Origin of the sequence: Actinotignum sp. UMB0459 (genome assembly GCF_051905915.1) — a bacterium.
Classification (GTDB): Bacteria; Actinomycetota; Actinomycetes; order Actinomycetales; family Actinomycetaceae; genus Actinotignum; species Actinotignum sanguinis.
Genome location: NZ_JBQAIK010000008.1, coordinates 142853 through 158557, shown reverse-complemented (window position 1 = coordinate 158557; position 15705 = coordinate 142853). Strand labels below are relative to the sequence as shown.

The 15705-nt window shown below is 59.7% G+C and carries 15 protein-coding genes and 1 tRNA gene; 15 read left to right on the top strand and 1 reads right to left on the bottom strand.

What is annotated here, in order from left to right; genetic code table 11:
- Positions 1–12: 12 nt before the first annotated feature.
- From ACTFPK_RS02445 to ACTFPK_RS02420, 6 genes are all read left to right on the top strand, one after another.
- Positions 13–2478 (top strand): Rne/Rng family ribonuclease, encoded by a 2466-nt coding sequence (locus tag ACTFPK_RS02445; RefSeq protein WP_274733772.1) that lies wholly within the window; start codon positions 13–15, stop codon positions 2476–2478.
- A 190-nt stretch (positions 2479–2668) separates the two neighbouring features.
- Entirely contained in the window at positions 2669–2974 is a 306-nt protein-coding gene (rplU, locus tag ACTFPK_RS02440) for a 50S ribosomal protein L21 (RefSeq protein WP_016442902.1), read from the top strand.
- Between the two features lie 48 nt (positions 2975–3022).
- Positions 3023–3277: a 50S ribosomal protein L27 gene (rpmA, locus tag ACTFPK_RS02435; protein WP_016442901.1), complete on the top strand. Its 255-nt coding sequence runs from the start codon at positions 3023–3025 to the stop codon at positions 3275–3277.
- Between the two features lie 180 nt (positions 3278–3457).
- Positions 3458–4993, top strand: a complete 1536-nt coding sequence (obgE, locus tag ACTFPK_RS02430; RefSeq protein WP_016442900.1) for a GTPase ObgE — start codon at positions 3458–3460, stop codon at positions 4991–4993.
- A gap of 45 nt (positions 4994–5038) precedes the next feature.
- Positions 5039–6151, top strand: coding sequence for a glutamate 5-kinase (gene proB, locus ACTFPK_RS02425; RefSeq protein WP_439910992.1), 1113 nt, complete (start codon positions 5039–5041; stop codon positions 6149–6151).
- A 577-nt stretch (positions 6152–6728) separates the two neighbouring features.
- Positions 6729–7622, top strand: coding sequence for a hypothetical protein (locus ACTFPK_RS02420; protein WP_439910990.1), 894 nt, complete (start codon positions 6729–6731; stop codon positions 7620–7622).
- Between the two features lie 110 nt (positions 7623–7732).
- Here ACTFPK_RS02420 and trxA read toward each other — a convergent pair whose 3' ends face one another.
- The gene (gene trxA / locus ACTFPK_RS02415; RefSeq protein WP_320757069.1) at positions 7733–8116 is read right to left on the bottom strand and encodes a thioredoxin; all 384 of its coding nucleotides are present in this window, start codon (positions 8114–8116) and stop codon (positions 7733–7735) included.
- A gap of 174 nt (positions 8117–8290) precedes the next feature.
- On the opposite strand from trxA, the gene ACTFPK_RS02410 reads away from it, so the two are divergent.
- From ACTFPK_RS02410 to ACTFPK_RS02370, 9 genes are all read left to right on the top strand, one after another.
- Positions 8291–9553 (top strand): glutamate-5-semialdehyde dehydrogenase, encoded by a 1263-nt coding sequence (locus ACTFPK_RS02410; protein ID WP_439910988.1) that lies wholly within the window; start codon positions 8291–8293, stop codon positions 9551–9553.
- A complete protein-coding gene (gene nadD / locus ACTFPK_RS02405) occupies positions 9543–10232 on the top strand; it encodes a nicotinate-nucleotide adenylyltransferase (RefSeq protein ID WP_439910987.1) in 690 nt (229 codons plus the stop codon). The genes ACTFPK_RS02410 and nadD overlap by 11 nt, the downstream gene beginning before the upstream one ends.
- Positions 10229–10966 carry a hypothetical protein gene (locus tag ACTFPK_RS02400; protein WP_439910986.1) on the top strand — a complete coding sequence of 246 codons (738 nt, stop codon included), beginning with the start codon at positions 10229–10231 and terminating at the stop codon, positions 10964–10966. The genes nadD and ACTFPK_RS02400 overlap by 4 nt, the downstream gene beginning before the upstream one ends.
- On the top strand, positions 10963–11433 hold the full coding sequence (gene rsfS / locus ACTFPK_RS02395; protein WP_439910985.1) for a ribosome silencing factor: 471 nt from the start codon (positions 10963–10965) through the stop codon (positions 11431–11433). The genes ACTFPK_RS02400 and rsfS overlap by 4 nt, the downstream gene beginning before the upstream one ends.
- On the top strand, positions 11430–12089 hold the full coding sequence (locus ACTFPK_RS02390) for a histidine phosphatase family protein (protein ID WP_439910984.1): 660 nt from the start codon (positions 11430–11432) through the stop codon (positions 12087–12089). Before rsfS ends, ACTFPK_RS02390 begins: the two co-directional genes overlap by 4 nt.
- Before the next feature lie 91 nt (positions 12090–12180).
- Positions 12181–12256: transfer RNA gene (locus ACTFPK_RS02385), tRNA-Ala, on the top strand.
- Between the two features lie 93 nt (positions 12257–12349).
- Entirely contained in the window at positions 12350–13309 is a 960-nt protein-coding gene (locus ACTFPK_RS02380; protein ID WP_439910982.1) for a hypothetical protein, read from the top strand.
- On the top strand, positions 13306–14157 hold the full coding sequence (locus ACTFPK_RS02375) for an HAD family hydrolase (protein ID WP_439910981.1): 852 nt from the start codon (positions 13306–13308) through the stop codon (positions 14155–14157). The genes ACTFPK_RS02380 and ACTFPK_RS02375 overlap by 4 nt, the downstream gene beginning before the upstream one ends.
- A 76-nt stretch (positions 14158–14233) precedes the next feature.
- On the top strand, positions 14234–15583 hold the full coding sequence (locus ACTFPK_RS02370) for an NAD(P)/FAD-dependent oxidoreductase (RefSeq protein WP_439910979.1): 1350 nt from the start codon (positions 14234–14236) through the stop codon (positions 15581–15583).
- The last annotated feature ends 122 nt before the right edge of the window (positions 15584–15705 follow it).

The following is a 15705-nucleotide window of genomic DNA, read 5'->3' as shown; positions in this document are numbered from 1 at the left end:
AAGTGTAGACGAATGGCGAAAGAAGCCACCGCGTCGGAGCACGGCACCGTGAGTGCGGCTGCGGCGAGTCCGTTTTTCATTCCGGTACCTGAAGAAGAGGCGGTGGAAATTCCACGCTTCCGTATTAATACGGATATTCCACTCTTCCAGGAACCCGACGCCGCCAATGCTATCCGGGTCACCTACCTCGTTGATGACGATTCCTCCAGCGGCGCAGATTCCGATTCTGGCGATAGTTCCTCCCGGCGCACCCGGCGGCGCGAACGCGGCGAGCATGATTCTTCCGCTCGCGCGCCGCGAGGTTCCCAGAACGACGACGCCGCCCCTGAAGAAAGCGACCACGCGGAAACGGATGAAACTTCGGTAGCGCCCACCCGGAGGCGCCGTCGTAGCCTTTCGTCCGACGATGAAGTGGCAGCGCCCAAGGGCTCCACTCGCTTGGCTGCCAAGCGGGCTCGGCGCCGCGAGAATCGCGAGGGATCGGCACGCCGGCGCGGCTCCATTACGGAAGTGGAATACCTGGCTCGGCGCGAGTCGGTGAAGCGCGACATGATCGTGCGTGAACGTGACGGTCTCAACCAGATCGCGGTGCTCGAAGATGATGTACTCGTGGAACACTACGTGGCGCGCCATACTCAGATTTCCATGGTCGGCAATGTGTACCTAGGGCGGGTGCAAAATGTGCTGCCCTCGATGGAAGCCGCTTTTGTGGATATCGGTAAGGGGCGCAACGCGGTCCTGTACGCCGGGGAAGTGGATTGGAAGGCTGCCGGGGTTACGGGAAAGAATCGCCGGATTGAGCAGGCGCTCAAGTCCGGGGATACGGTGCTGGTGCAGGTCACCAAGGATCCTATTGGCCATAAGGGTGCGCGGCTCACCAGCCAGGTCACCCTCGCCGGGCGCCACCTGGTCCTTGTTCCCGGCGGGGATATGACCGGCATTTCGCGTAAGCTTCCCGATTCGGAACGTTCGCGCCTCAAGAAGCTTCTTAAAGAAATTGTGCCGGAAGATCATGGCGTTATTGTGCGCACCGCCGCCGAAGGTGCTACCGCGGAGCAACTCAAGAATGACGTGGAGCGCCTGACCAAGAGCTGGAAGGAAATCCAGCGCAAGGCCAAGGTCGCGAAAACTGCGCCGCAGGTCCTCAAGAGCGAACCGGAACTGGCTGTACGAGTGGTGCGCGATATCTTTAACGAAGATTTCGACTCTCTGCGCGTGCAGGGTGATGATGCCTGGGAGACGATCTCCACTTACGTGGAAGAACTATCTCCCGAACTGATGGACCGGGTGAGCCGCTGGGATGATTCGCGCGATATCTTCGAGGCCTACCGCGTGGAAGAACAGCTCGCCAAGGCTTTTGATCGCAAGGTGTGGCTACCCTCGGGGGGTACTCTCGTTATTGACCGTACCGAAGCCATGACGGTGGTGGACGTCAATACCGGGAAATTCACCGGATCGGGCGGCTCGCTCGAAGAAACGGTGACCCGTAATAATCTGGAAGCGGCCGAAGAAATCGTGCGGCAATTGCGGCTGCGCGATATCGGCGGGATCGTGGTTATCGACTTTATCGATATGGTCCTGGAATCCAACCGTGACCTTGTGCTGCGCAGGCTTATCGAGTGTTTGGGGCGGGATCGCACCCGCCACCAGGTAGCGGAAGTAACCTCCCTCGGTCTGGTGCAGATGACCCGTAAGCGCGTGGGGCAGGGACTCGTGGAGGCATTCTCGACCGTCTGTGAAGCCTGCGAAGGGCGCGGCTACATCATTCACGACCACCCGGTAGAGGAAAACGAAGAATCCCACGCGCCCCGCAAGCGTAAGAATCGGCGGGAGGCTTCGGCGCCGCAGCGCGAGGCGGCTGTTCAAATGATGAATTCCATCGCCGCTGCGGGCCATGCCGACTCCCAGCAGAAGGATGGCCAGGATAAAGATAAGCCCCAGGATTCAGAGGCCCCGAAGCTGGAAACGGTTGAGAAGCCCGCGGAAACCCCGAAACCGGCGAAATCTGAAAAACTGGACAAGCCCGCGAAAGTCGCGAAAGCCGCGAAGGGTGATAAGCAGGAGAAGTCGGAAAAGCCGGCTACCCGGCGTCGTCGTAGCTCGCGAACCGCACCGGCGGCCGCAGATACTTCGGGCACCGGAACGAAGGACACGAAGGGTACTACCGCGGGGCAGGAACGCGCCGCGGCCGCAGCCACGGGCACCGTACGCGCCGGAAGTAGCACCGCGGGCACAGGCACCGCGCGGAAGACTGGCATGGTGGTTTCCTCCGGCGTGGTGAGCCCGACGCACACGGCCGTTTCTGCTAGTTCCCACGCAAAGACGGTGTCGCCGTCGTCCGCTATCCATACCGGATCGCGTGAGGCAGCTAACGGAACCAGCGGGGGCACCAAGCGGCGCGCCGTGGTCTCATCGGGTCCCATTTCCACCGGAAACGGGGCGGGGGTTCTGAGTTTCCCGGCCAATTCCCAAGGGTAGTTCGGAGCGGGCACAGCGCTACAACCGGGAGGTACGTGGCGCATCCCATAGCGACACGGCCGGTCTCATGCGCTGTCTCACTTGTAAGAAAGCGGGTCGACACAGTAAAGTAGATGGTCGGTGCTTAGGCACTCAGTCGTTTAAGTGCGCTGTCCAGCGCGAAAAGTAGCCGTAATCAACAGGAGCAAACGTGGTGTACGCGATCGTCAAGGCCGGGGGCCGTCAGGAAAAGGTTTCTGTCGGAACCGTCGTGGTTGTTGACAGGATGGAAGGTGAAGTCGGCGATACCGTCGAACTCGAACCCATCATGCTCGTTGACGGGGATAAGATCACCACGGCTGCCGATGGCATTTCGGCGAAGGTTACCGCGGAAATTGTGCGCGATGAAAAGGGACCGAAGATCTCCATCATCAAGTTCAAGAACAAGACGGGTTACCGGAAGCGCCAGGGGCATCGTCAGCCCCTGACCCGCCTCAAGGTCACCGGCATCCAATAGGATCTGCCGCGTCAGCAGCTAGTTTTGAGATAGTAAGAAGGTAGACAGATGGCACATAAGAAGGGCGCCTCTTCCTCGCGCAACGGGCGCGACTCCAATGCCCAGCGCCTCGGGGTGAAGCGGTACGGCGGTCAGGTAGTATCCGCCGGTGAAATTCTCGTTCGCCAGCGTGGCACGAAGTTCCATCCGGGTAATAACGTCGGGCGCGGCAAGGATGATACCCTGTTCGCTACCGCAGCCGGAACGGTCCAGTTCGGTACCCGTCGCGACCGCAAGGTTGTCGACGTCGTGACCCAGGCTTAAGGCGGAGCGGCCCGAGCGCCGCACGCACCTATGATGAGGGGTGGGGGATTGAACCTCCACCCCGTCATTCGTTAACGCGGGCTCGGTGCGCGAGTACCGGCTACGCAGACGTCCATCTACTCGCGGCGGTTAAGCCGCCGCGGTGACGCGTCAGCACTACAGAAAAAGGGGAGGGCATACGTGGCCTCGTTCGTCGATAAGGTGACCTTGCACTTGCGCGCCGGCAACGGTGGAAATGGATGCGTTTCGGTGCGTCGGGAAAAGTACAAGCCTCTCGGGGGGCCCGACGGCGCCAATGGCGGCCATGGGGGTTCCATCATTTTTGAGGTGGATTCCCAAGAATCTACCCTCATGGACTACCACCACACCCCGCACCGTAGCGCGGAAAACGGCCAGCCCGGAGCCGGTGATAACCAGCGGGGCAAGAACGGCGCGGATCTGGTGCTCAAGGTTCCGGCGGGGACGGTCGTGAAAAACAGCGAGGGCGACGTGCTTGCGGATCTCGTGAGCCCCGGGGATTCTTTCGAGGTAGCACGCGGGGGAGTAGGCGGACTCGGAAATGCGGCCCTCGCTTCTCCGCGCCGCAAGGCACCCGGTTTCGCTCTACTCGGGGAAGCCGGCGAAGAACTCGATGTTGTTCTCGAATTGAAATCGGTGGCTGATGTTGCCCTGGTGGGCTTCCCCTCCGCCGGGAAATCCTCTCTCATCGCGGCTATGTCCGCTGCTCGCCCGAAAATTGCCGATTATCCGTTCACCACTCTTGTTCCGAACCTCGGTGTGGTGACCGCTGGCGAGGAGCGCTACACCATTGCCGATGTTCCCGGCCTCATTCCCGGGGCTTCGGAAGGGCGCGGGCTCGGGCTGGAGTTTTTACGTCATATTGAGCGCTGCGCTGTTATTGCGCACGTCATCGACTGCGCCACGCTAGAGCCGGGGCGGGATCCGCTCACGGACCTGGATACCCTCGAATACGAACTGGCCCGCTACGCGGCCAATATCCCGCCCACCGAAGGCCAGCTTCCTCTCACCGAACGCCCCCGCGTGGTGATTCTCAATAAAATTGATGTCCCGGATGCGCGGGAACTTGCCGAATTTGTGACCCCGGAGTTGCGCGACCGCGGCCTCGATGTTTTTTCTGTCTCCACCGCCAGCCACGAAGGGCTGCGTGAGCTCTCCTTCTACCTGGCCCGGGTGGTGCGCGAAGAAAAGGCGAATCGCGAGGTTGCTGAACCGGTGCGCCCGGTGCTACATCTGACGCGGGAACGCGATGATCGTTTCACTATCGTCAAGCGGCGCGACGGCATGCAGGAGTTCTGGAATGTGCGCGGGCGCCAGCCCGAACGCTGGGTGGGGCAAACGGACTTCGCCAATGATGAGGCGGTCGGGTACCTGGGGGAGCGGCTTCACCGGCTGGGCATCGAGGACGAGCTGGCTCGTTTGGGTGCGGTGCCAGGCGATATGGTGGTCATTGGCCCGCCGCAGACCGGTTTCGTTTTCGATTGGGAACCAACCGTTGCCGCCGTCGCTGAAATTTACGGGCCGCGCGGGCGCGATATCCGGGTGGAAGCCGAGCGCTCGCGCCCCACCCGCCGCGAAAAGCGCGCCGATTTTTACGAGCGCATGGATGCCAAAGAGGAAGCCCGGCAGGAATTGCGTTCCGAACGGGAGGCCGGCATATGGACGGATCCGCAGGCAGGGACCCCGGAAGGGGACTAAACTATCCTGCGGTGTCCCGAACCATCAGATAAGAAAGAGTGACTCGTGTCCGGTACCTCATCCACCTCGCTGACCCGGCGTGACTGCCTTGAGAACTCCCGTCGAATAGTCATTAAAGTGGGATCCTCCTCCTTGACGGGGCCGGACGGTGCCCTGCACCAGGAAACCCTCGATCTTCTTGTCAACACCATTGCGGACGTGCACGCCCGCGGGGTGGATGTGGTGCTGGTATCCTCCGGCGCGGTGGCGGCCGGTATCGGGCCGCTCAAGCTGGGCCGTCCGCGTTCCCTGCGGGAAAAGCAGGCCGCGGCCATGGTGGGCCAGTCCCGCCTCATGGCTGCGTACGAGGAACGCTTTGAAGCGCATGGCATTAGCGTGGGCCAGGTGCTCCTCACCGCCTCTGATGTCACGAACCGGCGCCACTACGCCAATGCGCTTACGGCGATGCGTACGCTTTTGCGTTTGCGGGTGGTTCCGATTGTTAATGAAAACGACGCCGTTGCCACTGACGAATTGCGCTTCGGTGATAATGACCGGTTGGCCGCGCTCACCGCTCACCTTGTGGGTGCCGGCACCCTTATTTTACTCACCGACGTGGACGGCCTATATACCAAGCCCCCCAGTGAAGCGGGCGCCACCCGCATTGCTGAGGTGGCCAGCGAGGAAGACCTGGCGGGACTGCGGATTACCGGGCGTGGCTCCGCCGTGGGAACCGGGGGTATGCGCACTAAAGTGGCGGCGGCTGAATTGGCCACCTCGGGCGGCGTCGGTGTGATTCTTACCCACGTGGATAATGTGCAGCGGGCCGTGGCCGGGGAGAATGTGGGAACCTGGTTCGTGCCGAGCAAGCGGCATGTGTCCGCGCGCGGGCGCTGGATGGAATTCGCGGCACGCGCCCGCGGTCGGGTGACCTTGGACGACGGTGCGGTCGCGGCGGTCACGAGCAATCATGCATCTTTACTCCCGGTGGGAGTCATCGGCGTTTCGGGCCGCTTCGCGGCCGGGGATATCGTGGAACTGTGCGATGGGCACGGAGAAGTTATCGCCCGGGGTTTGAGCGCTTACAGCGTGGAAGAACTTATTGAGCTGGTGGGTAGTACCGGGGCACGCGGCAAAAAGCCGGTGGTGCATGCCAATGACATCGTGCTGCTGGGATAACCGGTCGCGCTACGGGGATCGCCCGTCCCCGGTTGCGGGCGCAGCGCCTTTGGTGCGTGCCGGTCTAGCGTGCTTCAATGAGTTCCCCATGGCGAACGTTTCGGCCTGAGTAAATCTGTGTTACGTCTTACTTTACGGACCTGTAACTACGGGAAAGATGCATAATTTTCCACTAGGGGCACGGCTTGGGATTCTTATTCTCCCAGTTCATAGCGCTGAAACCCGAGGATTTAGCGAAGCATTACACTACTGTGGTCGAATAGTAATCGTGATAAATGAATAGTGACATGCGCAAAAAACCCTCGTGTTTGTCTTGCCTATTGGACAATAAAGATCTAGCGTTATCGCAAGTGCTTATATAGCACCCTCGCAATCGCTCGGAACATCCGAGCTGACGAAGAACGGAGAATTCGATGTCGCAGTTTGTCACGCTCCAGGGCCTCACCTCCAGCATGTGCGCGGACTATCGAATTACCATGGCGCATTGGCGCCGCTGGCATCACCACTTTATGAGCGCGCGCCTTCTTGCGCCTGCCAGTGCCCCCTCTGCCCGTCTTCGTCCTGATAGTGAGTACTAATGACCATCCAATTGACCACCCTATGCACCACCACGAATGAGGAAGTTTTAAGAGAAACATTTTTAGGAGTCGATCTCTCGGCGCTCGGCGGCGGTGAGAATCCTTGCGGCGACGGCGCAACTCCGCGCCCAGCCCACGGGGCTTCCATTGCGCACCTGGCCTCCTGCGCGGACGCGGCGTGGAAAGGTGGGCTTGATTTCGTCCAGTTCTCCGGGGAATTCGTGCTTCCCGGCGCCCGCGTTGCCTCCGCTATGGAAACGGCAAGCCGCTTAGGTCCGCGCGCCCGTGGTGATATCGCGGTGGAAGTACCCGCCACGGCCCAGGCGTTGCGGGAAGCAGTGGCGAGAACCCAGCAGGACACCAGCGATACCCCGGCTCTGGTGAGTTTGCCGATCACCCCGGCTACCGACCTCGTGGCCCTGCGCAGTGACGTGGAAAATGCTATTGCGGCCGGGGTGCGCCTCATGCCGCATGTGTGTGCCGAAGATGTTCCGAATCTGAATCTGCGCGCGATCTGCGGTATTTCCCCGATGATGCGCCTGTCCGCGCCCGATGCGCACCGTGCCCGCGAGGCCCGTTTTGCTCTGCGTACGGCGGCGGAAGAATACGATACTGACCTGCAGGTCCTCCTCGATATGACCGTTATTATTTCAGCTACCCGTACTGCTGCCCGCGAACGCCTCTTCCTGGTTCAGGCCCTGGGCGGTCCGGACTTCTCCCGCAGCGCTCACGTGGTTGGCACGGTATACGATGTTGCGGATACCACCGAGTCCTGGCTGGGTATGGGCGCGGCAGATGGCATTATTTACCGTCCCACCTCCATCCGCACCGATTTAGCCTCGCTGGTGCGCGGAGTGCTTCCGGTGCTTTTCGGACGGGCAGAGATTTCCTAATCTTTCCCGGGAGTAAGGCCGCTTTATGAATACAGTGAGGGGCGAACTGGAATTGACCAGTTCGCCTCTCACTCGTGTGGCGCCTGCTGGATGGCGCAGCAGGCTAGCGCTTACTCAGCCTTCTTCGCGGAATCCTCGGCTTCGTGAGCGGCGAGACGAGCGCGAATTTCATCCATATCCAGCTCCTTGACCTGGCCGATGAGATCCTCGAGCGGGCCGGCCGGCAGTGCCCCGGCCTGCTCAAAGACGCGAATGCCGTCGCGGAAAGCCATAATGGTCGGAATCGCCTGAATCTGGAAATGAGCGGCGAGCTCCGGGCTATCCTCGGTGCTCACCTTTCCGAAGGTGATATCGGGGTGCTTTTCGGATGCCTTTTCGTAAATCGGGCCAAAAGCACGGCACGGACCGCACCAGCTGGCCCAGAAGTCCAAGAGGACGATGCCTTCATGCACGGTATCGTTGAAGTTCTCAGCGGTGACAGTAACGGTTGCCATGGTTCTCCTCGAGTTTAGTGGAAATCTCGCTACTTACAACGCGGGGGCGGGCAGTGCTATTCCCATGAGATTGCCCGAATATATACGGGTGGCCGCATCATGCATATACCGAGAAGCAAAGCATCCGCTGTTCCTATTCGGTAACGGGAGCCTTTCTGGCCTAAAGTAGAGGCTATGACCGCAACGTTAACCGAGGGCGTGGCTCAAGTAGCCCGCCGCGCGCGCCAGGCGGCGCGTTCTTTGCGCGGGGCGCAAACCACGTCAAAAAATGAGGCCCTCCGCCGTATCGCCGCAATTTTGCGCAGCGAAACCTCCCGTATTGTGGAGGCCAATGCCCAGGATGTGGCCCGGGAAAAAAGCCGGCTTTCCGCGGGTATGATTGATCGCCTTCTCCTGAATGCGGAACGTATTGAAGGGATTGCCCAGGCGGTAGAACACGTGGTGGGCTTGGCCGACCCGGTGGGCGAAGTGGTCCGCGGTTCGCGCTTAGCTAACGGGATGCGTTTGCGGCAAGTGCGGGTGCCCATGGGCGTGATCGGGATGATTTATGAGGCCCGGCCCAATGTCACGGTGGATGCCGCCACCCTGGCCCTCAAAGCCGGATCCGCGGTGATCTTGCGCGGGGGGAGCGCCGCCATCCGCACCAACGAAATGCTGGTCGAACTCATGCGTCAAGCGGTAACGGAGGCCGGTTTCCCGTCCGATTGCGTGCAGACCATTGATACTTTCGGGCGTGACGGAGCCGTCGAACTGATGAAATTGCGCGGCCTGGTGGACCTTGTTATTCCGCGCGGGGGCGCCGGTCTTATCCAAACGGTCGTGCGCGAATCCCTGGTCCCCGTGATCGAAACCGGGGTGGGCAATAACCACGTGTACGTGGATGCCAGCGCGGATGTGGAGCGGGCTAGCGCCGTCGTCGTTAATTCCAAAACGCATCGGCCGAGCGTGTGTAATGCGGCCGAAACGCTTCTTGTCCACGCGGATATCGCACCGCGATTTGTGCCGCGGATTTTGCGTGAGCTTCACGAACGCGGCGTGACCCTGCATTGCGATGCGGCCGCGCAGAATTTTGCGGGGGATATTCCCACGCAGGCCGCAACGGAAGAAGATTGGGAAAAGGAATATTTGGCTCTGGAGATGGCCGTGGCGGTGGTGCCCGATATTGAGGCGGCGCTCGCGCATATTGCCCGCTATTCGAGCGGTCATACCGAAGCTATTGTGGCCGAGGATCAGCGTGCCATTAATCGGTTCACCTCCGAAGTTGATTGCGCCGCGGTCATGGTTAATGCCTCGACGCGGTTCACGGACGGCGGCGAATTTGGGCTGGGCGCGGAAATTGGTATTTCTACCCAAAAATTGCATGCGCGCGGACCCATGGGGCTGGAAGAAATGACCACGACCACGTGGATTGCAGAGGGCGAGGGGCATGTCCGATAAAGACGAACCGGTGCAAATTCCTTTCGACGAACGCAAGCACCGGCGTCGGCGGATCGGGGTCATGGGCGGAACTTTCGACCCGATTCACCACGGTCACCTGGTGGCAGCCTCGGAAGTGCAGCATCGTTTCGGGTTGGACGAAGTGGTTTTCGTGCCCACCGGCCGCCCCGCTTTCAAGCAGGGGCAGCACGTGAGCCCGGCCGAACATCGCTATCTCATGGCGGTTATTGCCACCGCCTCGAATACCCGCTTCACGGTATCGCGGGTGGATATTGAGCGGCGCGGCCTGACCTACACCGTGGATACCCTGCGGGATTTACGTGAGGTCTACCCGGATGCGGATCTGTACTTCATTACCGGAGCGGATGTTATTCCGGAGATTTTGCGCTGGAAGAACGCCGAGGAACTGTGGGGGATGGCGCGTTTTATCGGCGTCACGCGCCCCGGGCATACGATTGATGTATCCGCGTTGCCCAAACATGCCGTGGAAATTGTGGAGGTTCCCGCTATGGCGATTTCTTCCACGGATGTGCGCGACCGGGTGAAAGCCCACGAGCCCATCTGGTATTTGGTGCCCGAAGGCGTGGTGCAGCACATTAGAAAATACAAACTTTATGCCCAGCGCGAGGCACCGGGTAAACTTGACAAAGGACAGTCGTGCCGAGAGGAGAAGAAATGAGCGAGGGCGGGCGGCGCCTCACACGCAGCGAGATGCGCGAGCGCGGACTCTTGAAACCTCTCGAAGATGGCGAGGCGTCGCCGGTAGAAGAATTGCGGCGCACCCGGGATATTCCGGTAGTGCGGGCAACGCGGCGGCGGGCTATTCTTGCCGAGCGTGCCGAAGCCGTTGAGGCAGCTGGGGCGGCTGAGGAAGCTGAAGTAGCGGCGCCCGTGCTCTCAGGGGAGCGCATCTCCGTTTTCGACCGTTTCGAAGCCGATACTGAAGCCAGTATTGGCGAAGAAGAACACTCGCTTGTGCCGCCGTTCACGGCTTCGGAACCGGCTCCGGTATCGGCCGAAGCGGAAGAGGCGGCGGAGTTTTCCGAAGGTGGTAGCCTACGCGAGCGTTTGCTCGCCCGTACCCAAAGCGATGCTTTGCGTGCCTCGGTTACGGAGCAGGAGCCGGCGCCGCCGGTAGCAGAAAATACCGGGAACGACGCCGCAGCGCCGTTCCCGCACGCTTCCGTTCCCGCGGCGCAGCCGGATCCGCTCACGCACGAATATGTGGACGAAGATGAACTCGAAGACGAATCCGCACCGCGCCGCTGGACGATGACCATGCTTCTGCTCATTGTTATTAGTGTGGTGCTCGGCCTGGTTATCGGGTTCTTCTTCCTCCAGCACGGCGCGCAGGCCGCGCCTGTTGATCTTGTGGCATCCAGTATTACCCCCGATATCAAGGAGATCTTGTGACAGCTTCGGACCGCGCGATAGAGCTCGCCCGTATTGGAGCCGCTGCTGCGGCAGAGGTGAAAGCAACATCGATTGAAGCTCTCGACGTTGGTGAGCGTTTCGGCATTTCCGATGTGTTCCTTATTATTTCCGGTGATTCGGAGCCGAAAGTGCGCGCCATCGTGGATCGCGTGGAGGAGAAACTTGACGACGCCGGCGGGCAGCGCTTGCGCCGCGAAGGCCTCACTTTCGACCCGCGCTGGGTGCTCCTGGATTACGGTGAACTGATCGTGCATATTCAGCGCGATGAGGACCGTGATGATTACGCCCTCGCGCGCCTGTGGGCCGATTGCCCGCATGTGGATCTCCAGCTTGATGATGAGGCTGTTATTACTGGCGTACAGGCACCCGCGGTGCCCGAGCCCGCCCCGGAATCTGAGAAATCCGGGGACTCTGAGGCGGCCGATGCCGCTGGGGTAGATGCATGACGGCTGATCGCATCCTGCTCTGGCGCCACGGCCAAACTGATTACAATCTGGCCTGGCGAATTCAGGGCTCCACGGATATCCCTCTCAATGCGGTCGGCCTGGGCCAGGCGCGTTACGTGGCTCCTTATATCGCCGCTGCCGGCCCGGCTCGTTTCGTGGCGTCCCCATTGCAGCGCGCCTATGCCACCGCTCTCGAGGCCGCCACGCTGGTAGGGCTCGAGGTAGCAACCGATGCGCGTTTAGAAGAACGCTGTTTCGGGCTCTTTGAAGGCCTGACCCGCACCGAGATCGCCGAACGTTACCCGCGCGAATTCGCGCAGTGGCGGGCCGGGGAGGAACCCGTAGGCGTCGGCGTGGAAACAAAGGAACACGTAGGCGCACGCGTGGCGGCGGCGATTAGCGAAGCCAGTGAAGATATGGATGGCGGCCTGCTGGTTGTGACCGCGCATGGCGCGGCGATTACCTGCGGACTCGGGGTGCTCCTCGGGTGCGGGGCACAATGGCAGGGCCTGGGCGGCCTGGATAACTGCCACTGGGCCATGCTGCAGCGGCGTAAGAATACGAAGCCGCAATGGCGCCTCACCGGCTTCAACCGTTTCCTCGCTGATGAGCACGATCCGGTGAAAAACTTTGAGGTGGAAGGGCCGGAAGGCTAAGCACTCGCCTGCAAGAATGCGATGCTCGACACAAAATCTGATTCTGATTTGCCAAGCGTTTCTTCTCCGACTAAAGTTCTATAAGTCGCTTGGGGCTATGGCGCAGTTGGTAGCGCGCTTCCATGGCATGGAAGAGGTCAGGGGTTCGAATCCCCTTAGCTCCACCAAGTTTCATTAAACAAGGGTCGCCACAACCCCTCTAAGATTACTAGGTATCTTTTAGGATTGAATGAACTACTTGATAAGTTGAGGGTGATCACGTGTGGCGGTTGTTCAGTCAATGTAAAAAGTATCTTGATGCCTATATCCGTCCCCGCCAAAAATTAACTGAGCTCGAGCAACGCATCGATTTACTTGAGACACTACTCTTGCCTAAAACCTACGTAACCGAGAAAAGCCATTATTTAGCCTTACGGGAAAATTGGCGCCTCCTCCTACGTTCGGGGCTTTCGGCTCCGGATATTGGTTGGTTGAAAGAATCTCTCCGAGAGCGGGGCCTGGAACTGCAACGTATGCACGAGGTGCGCGGATATGATGGCTTACTTGAATACATTGCGGTCTATATTGGAACTCGGGGTAACATGCTGAAACCTCTACTCTCCGCGATGCATAACTTGAATGCTTCTGACCGCAGTTTTGATCTTCATATCGAGCGCTTCGCGAGAATTCAACAGACCACCCTTACTCAGTTCTGTGCAGTTCTCTATAACTTGGGAGTGTTCGAAGCTTACAGCTACGACAACGAAGCAAAGTTAATAACGGTCAGCGTCGCCGCAGACGGCACTTACTACCAATTCTTCAACGGTGGATGGTTTGAAAGGTGGGTAGTTTTCCTCATCAGGGATGTTATTGCTGATATCCGCCAGACAACCGGGGCTCAGATACGTTCCTATCCCAATGTGGAGCTTCGTTTTCCGGATGGTACTATTCGTGAAATTGATTGCCTCATTCTTAGCGAATCGTCCATGTATTGGATCGAGTGTAAGAGCGGGGAGATCGATGCTGGAGTGAAAGCGCTTCGCGAGCTTATTAGTTCATATGGGATTGTCGGTTGTGAATTGCTCCTTATTCTGGGTTCCAACTCGTGGTACAAAGTGCAACGAGTCAGCGAAATGAGCGGGCTTCGTGTATTTGGAGAGCGTAAACTTCGAAAAAATCTGCGAGTTTTCCTAAGCGGGGAAGTAGCATCTTGTGAGAAACACAGGGATAACGAAAAATGAAGATTCGCCATCAGCTGGGAGTATTGGACGCCTCCGGGCACATTACCTATCGCGAACGCGAATTCGCCCGCCCCACGAACGTCGTTTTTGACGTGGACGGAACCCTCACGGACGCTAGCTCGCGGGTACTCCCGGAAAATATTCGCGCACTTCAACAACTCCACGCCGCAGGTATCCCGATTACCCTGGCGACCGGGCGCATCATTGCCGGGGCGGCCGATATTCTCACGGAAGCCGGCGTGCCCGGATGGGTGGTGGCTGAAGGTGGCTCCATCGTCTGGGACGGGCACGCGGTAGTGCGCCGCCACCCGCTTGGCGCCACCGCCTACGCGCGGGCTATCCGCTTCGCGGCGGAACACGGTCTTGGGATAGTCGTCAATGGAGAAGAGTGCGTCGTCGTACAAAGCTTCGGGGCGCCTTTGTTTGAGGACGTTATTCGCAACGCCTCCGCGGGGCGGGAACCGCTCCGCGGCGACGTCGCCGACCTTGCGGCCGATACCATCACGAAACTCTCCTTCTCCGGAACCGAAACTGAACTGGATCGGCTCCGTGGCCTCTGGCAGGAGGCGTTTCCCGGGGCGGTGCGCGGGCACGCTCATTTCGTTGATGTGGTGGCTCCCGGGGTGACCAAATGGGAAGGAATTGAACTGGCCTTGCGGGCGCGCGGGCTAAAACCGGGGCACACCCTAGGGGTGGGGGACTCCGCCAATGATATTCCCTGGATGCGCGAAATAGCGCAGAGCTTCGCAATGCCGCAGGCCAGTACTGAAACCAAGGCTGCCGCCCGGTGGATCCTCCCGGTGGGACCTGCTCCGGTTGCTGATCTGGTTGCTGCTATGCTGCGGTGATATTTGCTGAGGGTCACTATTATGCGCTCGCGCAAAGTATTGGAAAGTAGCTCATACATCCACTATGTTATGGGTTATGAGTCACAATATTAAAGGAAGTGCGTTACCGCATGTGGTCATCGTCGGAGGTGGCTTTGCTGGTATCCAAGCGGCACGTGGCCTCCGCCAGGCTCCCGTGCGGGTAACGCTCATTGATAAGAATCCGTACACTACGTTCAAGCCGCTGCTTTTCCAAGTGGCTTCGGGCACGCTCAACGCGGGGGATATTACCTACAACCTGCGTGCACTACGCAGCAAGCAAAAGAATCTGCGTTTCGTACTCGGGGAACTCCAGCACGTGGATACGGATAACAAGATCATCGAGCTCGATGACGAGCGCACGATGGCTTATGACTACCTCGTCCTCGCCACCGGCGTGAGCGCTGCTTACTTTGGTATTCAGGGCGCCGCGGAACACACCTTGCCGATGTACACGCGCGATGAAGCGCTTGAGGTCCGCGACCGGCTCTACGGACTGCTGGACGGCATGGATGCCGTTGAGAATCCGGGGCCCTTCCGGGTGGTTGTGTGCGGGGCGGGTCCCACCGGAGTGGAAACCGCCGGCGCCATTGCCGAACTGCGTAATTTCGATTTTGAGACGCTTTACCCCAGTATTGATACCGAGCAATTTGAGATCATCCTCGTGGATATGGCACCCACGGTTCTCGGACCTTTCGATGAGAAGAGCCGTCATGCCGCCCACCGCGCCCTTGAAGATCGCGGCGTGAAGGTGCTTCTCAACCAGGCTGTTTCCGCGGTGGAGGAGAACCGCATCCTGGTAAAGAACACCAAGACGGAAGAAGAAGAGTGGATTGACGCCTCGCTGATCGTCTGGTCTTCCGGTGTGGGTGTTCCGCGCGAGGTCAAGGAATGGAGCGTGCCGCAGGGTGCGCGCGGGCGTATTCAGGTGAATGAGCACTTCCAGGTGGAAGGGGTGGACGGCGTTTTCGCTGCCGGTGACGTAGCCGTGAGTGGCGAACGCGGGCTTCCGCAGCTGGCCCAGCCGGCTATTCAGGGCGGACGGCATATCGCCAAGGTCATTGCCAATAATCTGGCGGGTAGGGAAACTGAACCTTTCGACTACTTCGACAAAGGCACCATGGCGACCGTTGGCGTTGGTTTCGCGGTCACCGAAATTCCGCACTTGCCGGCCATTACCGGTAAGTTCTCCTGGCTCATGTGGAATGCCCTGCATATCCAGCAGCTCCAATCCGGGCGGGAAATGTTCGCGGCTTTCGCCAACCTCGCCTCGAAGTACTTCCTCTTCCCGAAGCGCCATGATGTTATCGTGGGCGATATCCATCGCTTCTCGCGGCGGGCGCGCCAAGGGACCGTGAGTGCCTCCCCGAAGCTGGATGCTGAAGAGCTCGAGAAAGCTGAAGTGTAACGTGCCGGTGGCACTGCCAGTGGCGGTGCCATCCTGAACCGGAACACAGCGGGCCGAGAGATAGCTACCTCAAGATTTTTCTGTCGTAACCTCATGCCATCATTCAGGTATGAATGAGATAC

What these genes read in the sequence shown, in the direction of transcription:
- trxA (WP_320757069.1), bottom strand. Translation starts at nt 8,116, where the DNA reads ATGGCAACCGTTACTGTCACCGCTGAGAACTTCAACGATACCGTGCAT.
- ACTFPK_RS02420 (WP_439910990.1), top strand. Translation starts at nt 6,729, where the DNA reads ATGACCATCCAATTGACCACCCTATGCACCACCACGAATGAGGAAGTT.
- rpmA (WP_016442901.1), top strand. Translation starts at nt 3,023, where the DNA reads ATGGCACATAAGAAGGGCGCCTCTTCCTCGCGCAACGGGCGCGACTCC.
- ACTFPK_RS02445 (WP_274733772.1), top strand. Translation starts at nt 13, where the DNA reads ATGGCGAAAGAAGCCACCGCGTCGGAGCACGGCACCGTGAGTGCGGCT.
- ACTFPK_RS02400 (WP_439910986.1), top strand. Translation starts at nt 10,229, where the DNA reads ATGAGCGAGGGCGGGCGGCGCCTCACACGCAGCGAGATGCGCGAGCGC.
- ACTFPK_RS02410 (WP_439910988.1), top strand. Translation starts at nt 8,291, where the DNA reads ATGACCGCAACGTTAACCGAGGGCGTGGCTCAAGTAGCCCGCCGCGCG.
- ACTFPK_RS02390 (WP_439910984.1), top strand. Translation starts at nt 11,430, where the DNA reads ATGACGGCTGATCGCATCCTGCTCTGGCGCCACGGCCAAACTGATTAC.
- ACTFPK_RS02370 (WP_439910979.1), top strand. Translation starts at nt 14,234, where the DNA reads ATGAGTCACAATATTAAAGGAAGTGCGTTACCGCATGTGGTCATCGTC.
- ACTFPK_RS02375 (WP_439910981.1), top strand. Translation starts at nt 13,306, where the DNA reads ATGAAGATTCGCCATCAGCTGGGAGTATTGGACGCCTCCGGGCACATT.
- nadD (WP_439910987.1), top strand. Translation starts at nt 9,543, where the DNA reads ATGTCCGATAAAGACGAACCGGTGCAAATTCCTTTCGACGAACGCAAG.